Annotated in this window: 4 protein-coding genes and 1 pseudogene; all 5 read right to left on the bottom strand. The window is 44.2% G+C overall.

Going from position 1 to position 5353, the window contains the following annotated elements; genetic code table 11:
• Window positions 1–203: 203 nt before the first annotated feature.
• Window positions 204–995: a hypothetical protein gene (locus QUB56_RS36145; RefSeq protein WP_332961176.1), complete on the bottom strand. Its 792-nt coding sequence runs from the start codon at window positions 993–995 to the stop codon at window positions 204–206.
• The gene (locus QUB56_RS36150; protein ID WP_332961177.1) at window positions 973–2109 is read right to left on the bottom strand and encodes an AAA family ATPase; all 1137 of its coding nucleotides are present in this window, start codon (window positions 2107–2109) and stop codon (window positions 973–975) included. The genes QUB56_RS36145 and QUB56_RS36150 overlap by 23 nt, the downstream gene beginning before the upstream one ends.
• Before the next feature lie 169 nt (window positions 2110–2278).
• Window positions 2279–4168 (bottom strand): hypothetical protein, encoded by a 1890-nt coding sequence (locus tag QUB56_RS36155; RefSeq protein WP_332961178.1) that lies wholly within the window; start codon window positions 4166–4168, stop codon window positions 2279–2281.
• Window positions 4169–4456: 288 nt separating this feature from the next.
• On the bottom strand, window positions 4457–5131 hold the full coding sequence (locus QUB56_RS36160) for a nitroreductase family protein (RefSeq protein WP_332961179.1): 675 nt from the start codon (window positions 5129–5131) through the stop codon (window positions 4457–4459).
• Window positions 5128–5353, bottom strand: a pseudogene (locus QUB56_RS36165) (hypothetical protein); the annotation flags it as partial. The gene QUB56_RS36160 and the pseudogene QUB56_RS36165, both read right to left, overlap by 4 nt.

Here is a 5353-nt window from a genome sequence, read left to right on the forward strand (position 1 = left end):
AACAACTCGGAGACTCTCGGGATTTTAGATTTTAGATTTTAGATTTTAGATTTTGGTCCAACAACTCGGAGACTCTCGGGATTTTAGATTTTAGATTTTAGATTTTAGATTTTGGTCCAACAACTCGGAGACTCTCGGGATTTTAGATTTTAGATTTTAGATTTTAGATTTTGGTCCAACAACTCGGAGACTCTCTCTGAAATTTATTCAGCAGATTCAATGATTGGAATTAATCGTGCCTCGATTTCCTTAATATAGGCTGTTAAGCCTGTACGATCGCCTTTTTCTCGCAGATATTCCAGACTCGTCTCTTCCCAGCACTGTTGTTCGCGCTCCATTCTGCCACCTGTTAGCTTTTCGACAACTACTTTAGGATTTCTAAGGCGATCGGGTTCTGTCAATGAGTTGCGTAGTCTGTGTGACTCCTCGCAAGGATTAAACGTCAATTGTGTCGTTATCTCTTTAAGGATTTGTCCTTCCTCTTGATTAGATGGAATAAACCCATTCAAAACCCAAGCTTCCCGCATTCGCTCGGCTGTACCAATAATAATTTCTAATTTAGGTTGTCGATTGATGTGTTCAGAACGTGCTTGCTCAATACCTTCTCTTCGCTGAGGTTGATTGTCTAAATCCCGGATCAGGAGAACTGCTTTAATCTGTCGTGTTTTTTGAAGATAACTGACTAAATTAAGAATTTTGATAGTATTTGCTCCATCAGGTTGTAATGTTTGCTGGCGAGGGTTAGCACGACGTAAAAATCTGGGTGGCTGAAATCCTGATTCTTTTTCACGCTCAATGATATGACTAATATTTTTCCAGCAAGAATGCTCTGTATTTTCTTCTAAACCACTCCATTGAAATAGATGTTGCAGCATCTCAGGTTCTAACCAATCAATGTTTTCTACTAAAACGCGATCGGCTAATTTAGTAGCGGTTCGTGCATCTGCGCTACTTTCTACAATCACCACAAACTCAATCATTTCTTTCTCCTGCAACCACCCAATCTTCCCCCACAGAATCCCAAAATTCGCCAGTGGTTAAAGTTTGTTTTGCCCATTCTACCTCAGGATGTTCATCCAATCGTTTGCAACGAGTCACACCTAAATTGTTGTTACTTAATACGTGGACTTGAGAAGGAATAAGTTCATCGACAATGTAAGGAGAATGGGTCGAAAAAATAATTTGCAGGTTGCTGTTTTCTTGAATAATTTCCTTGAAAACAGCGATTAATTCTCGTTGCGCTGTTGAATGGAGTCCCTGTTCAACATCATCTAGTAACACTAAATTAGGTTGATTGGGATTCATCAAAACAGTCAGTAATCCGAGAGCGAGCATTGTTCCTTCGCTAATGGCATGGGCTGGTATACGCTTACCAGTATTCATGTCCAGGACAACTTCTTTCCCTACAATTTCCTGACTTTCTTCGTAGGAGATAGATTTGCCATCGACTTCGATTAAGCGTTGGCGATTGACCATAACTTTAGCTCGCCTTACCCCTACCTCGCGTACACCTGGTACAATCCGTTTCAACATTTCCTGTAAAGATTGAAATTTATCTGGAGCTTCGTCACGAAGATAGTCTAAGGTAGGTGCTAACCCTGAACCATCGAACTCAACTCGCGGTGTAATTGCATCACTGTAAGCTGCTTTAGCAAGATTACTGGCTACCAGTTTAAGATTAACTGCGTTTCTCAAAAATTGCTGAATTGGCTCTTCCTTAGTGAGAAAGGAAGTTTTAGACATTTGTTTCCTATCTTCCTGGTTTTTATCGGCCTTCCATGATGCTATAGGATACCAAACACGATCAACTTTTTGTGTCCAGTTATAGGAAGCTTCCCAATTATTTAGCTCTCGGTTTTTCCAAAAACCACTTGCAGTAACAGACATATTATCTTGCCCAATTGTTGTAATAAATTGAGGCGCTCTTTCATGCTGAAAAATATTGTCAAATGATGAATTAGCAAGCTGACTGAGATAATGCAATGCTTGCAACACTGATGTTTTACCCGAACTGTTTTGTCCTACGAGTGCGTGTAGGCGTGAATCATCTAAACTAAGTTCTGTATCTTGATGACTTTTGAAGTTATGAAGTTTGATCTTTTCTAGCATTTGATTGCTAACATCCTTTTATACTTTTTGATTGCCGAAATTGTAGTGTGTGTTCGGATGTTCTAAGTTGTTAGCGCGCATCTAATTTTAACAATCATGTTTCTTGAAACAATGAGTGGGGCGTTGCTTCTAGCCCGCCCCAAAAACTCAAATTAAATACCGTAACAGCTTACTTCGGCTCGTGACTCCCAATCCGCTTGCCTTCGCCATCGTACACCTGCAGCGGGATTTTGGCGTTTTCGGCGATCGCCTCCAAGGCTTTTTGCAATGTTTCAACGTGCTTTTCTACAGCTTGGCGAGTCTTGGGAGCGTTGTTGTTTTCCGCTTGGATGAAAGTTTGTTGCAGTTTCTGCACGTAATTAGGAGTCATCTGCACCGCGATCAAACCTTTGCTAACAGTATAGTCGCAAATCTTGGGGTTGCCTTTACAAGTTCTATCTAAATCCGTGCGGGCTTTTTGCAGCTTTCTTTCTTCCTGCAACCTTACTTCTGCTTCCTGCAAGGAAGTTGTGTAGGAAGCGAGCAGCGGTTGGGCTTTTTGGGAATAGGAAGTTGCCGCCGGCACTTGCTCCGCGTAACTCAAAGCTCGCCGCCAGTATTCTGATGCTTTAAACCAGGCGTTTTTGCCCTCAAAAATTCGAGCTTGGGCTGCTAAAGTCACAGCTTGAGTATAGGCATTTTCCGAAATTCCTTCGACATTTTTGCGCTCGATCGCTTCTGAAAGTTTGGTTTCGTATTTGGGAACTAACAGTTTAGCTTGTTGGTAAGATGTTGTGTCCGTGGGAATTTCTGATAGGATTGCGAGGGATTTTTCCCAACCTGCTTGCACTTGAGCCCAAGTCTCGGCTGTCTGAGCTACTGCTTCGCGAGCTTCTGCTATTTGGGCTGTATTTTGGGCGGCGAGCAGCGTTTTTTCCGCTTGTTTCTCTGTGCTTAACTGCCGATTTCCTGTTACTAAATTCTTCCGGTATTCCTTCGCTTTTCTCTGAGCAAACGGATAAACGGGGCTGTCTCTGGGGATTTCTCCGAGTTGGGCGATCGCACTTTGCCACAGAGCTTGTGCTTCCTGCCCGTCCTCAGCAGAATAAGGCGGATTTTGGGTTTTCTGGGCTGCTGACTGTGCCAGGCGCGCTGCATCGATCGCAGAGTTTAAATGCTGATTTTGCAAACGGTACTTTTCCAGGGCGCTTTGAGCTTCACCGCGATGACTTGACCATGAGGGAATCGGTTCTAAAAGAGCGATCGCCTGTTTTAACTGTCGCTGCGCTTCTTCGGGGCTGTTGGCAACTTTTGACGTTTTCAGAGTCCTCGCCGAATTCTCGCTCAACTGTTTGGAATTAGCTAATGCAGGACATCCTCCGATGACACAGGGGCGGCTCAGCAGATAATAACCGCCTGCCAAAACTAGCGCCGCGATGCTGACGATTCCTGCTGCTGCCAGCATCGCCAAGGGTGAATGCTTGGGTTTTTCGGCAACTGTTACCGCTTCCATATCCAGCGGATTGAAGGGATTGTCTGCAATATCTGTCGGTATTGCAGCTACCTTAAAGGCGATCGGATCGGAATTGCTCGAACTCTCAGACAAATCGGGAAAATATTCTTCACCCCCCGCGTCTTTAATATCCGTTCCTAACCCTATCTTTTCCTCTACATCCGCCGTCTGGGCCGCATTTTCTGTTAAAACTATCCCCGTTTCTGCTACAGGGATATTCTCGGTTTTTTTGAACAAATCCACTGTTTTGGGTCTTGACAAAACCGGGTGGTGCATGGTAAAAGAATGGAAAGCATAAGGCTGTTTTTGCCCGGTAATTTTTAGGCAAAGTCCAATCTGTTGAATAGCTTCCGGTTCAATTTCGAGAATTGCCGCTTCTAGCACCGCAAAAGTCGGTTTTGCTTTGAGAACTAAACTGCGCGGGTGTTCTCCCACAACCGTTAAAGATTCATCTCGAAAATCGCAACTAATATAAAGCGGTAAATTTTTTAAGCCGGCTGCTTGCAAGTGCTGCTGCAACTTTACTTCGAGAATTTGTGCCTTGCTTTGGATCGTTGCTACTGTCATATTTTTTCCTCTCTCTGAACTCACCACTTGCGATTTTAGATTTTGACTTTTAGATTTGATATCATGTCCGAGCGATTAACCATAATATCCCGGTCGGGGCAGGTTTTTCAGATGGGAGATTGTGGGCAGGTATTGTTGGCTCACGGGCCCCTACAAAAATCGCCGTCGCTCGACCGGACATGATTTGAGGTTGCCTAACAGTCTGGCTTTTTGATTTGTTTGAACTTTGGCACCGATTCATTGCAAATCTTAACTCTTAAAATTCAAGTTGCTACAAAATCTCAACTCTCAAATCTCAACTTGCAACGCCTGTCCATAACTTTCGCTGTAATAAACTTGAGTCACGTCAAAACGCCCGCCATATTGTTTGAAAGGTGCTGCTGCATAACCAAGCGGCAGCAAACAGCAAACATCTACTTCTTCGGGAATTTGAAAGGCTTCTTTCACCCTAGCGCTGACAAAACCTTCCATCGGACAACTGTCTACTCCAAAGCTTTTAGCTGCAATCATTAAGTGAGCTACTGCGAGCATTGTATGTCTGTTTGTCCAAGTTTCTAGGGACTCAAAGCAGGGACGGTTCTCGAACAATCGCGGGATTGCTTGTCGCATATAACCGGCTAAATTGTCATTCATTGCGCCTGCGGCTTTGCCCAATTCGATGACGGCTTCGGTGTTTTCGTGCCCGGCGGCGCGTCGATCGCCACAACAGATTAATACTGTTGGGGCTTCTACCACTTGGCGCTGATCGAAGGCGCAAGCTTTTAATTTTTCCTTGCTGGCTGGGTCTTGAAGTACAATAAACCGCCAAGGCTGCAAGTTGTAACCCGAGGGCGATCGCACTCCCAACCGCAAAATCTCTGCCAATATTGCTGGGGGAATCGGATCGGCTTTGAAGCTGCGCGCCGCCCGGCGGCTTTCGATCGCGGTTTTAGCATTAATTGAAGGTTGGATTTCAATTGTCATGGATAATTGGTAATTGGTAATTGGGCATTGGGCATTGGCCAAACAGGGCATTGGGCATTGGGATTGGGGCATTGGGATTGGGGCATTGGGATTGGTAACTTAAAAAAGTTGAATTGTTTTTCTTCCTTCTTCCTTCTTCCCTCTCCCTTCTTCCTTCTTCCTTCTTCCTTCTTCCTTCTTCCTTCTTCCTTCTTCCTTCTTCCTTCTTCCTTCTTCCTTCTT

Origin of the sequence: Microcoleus sp. AR_TQ3_B6, from assembly GCF_036702785.1 — a bacterium.
GTDB lineage: Bacteria > Cyanobacteriota > Cyanobacteriia > Cyanobacteriales > Microcoleaceae > Microcoleus.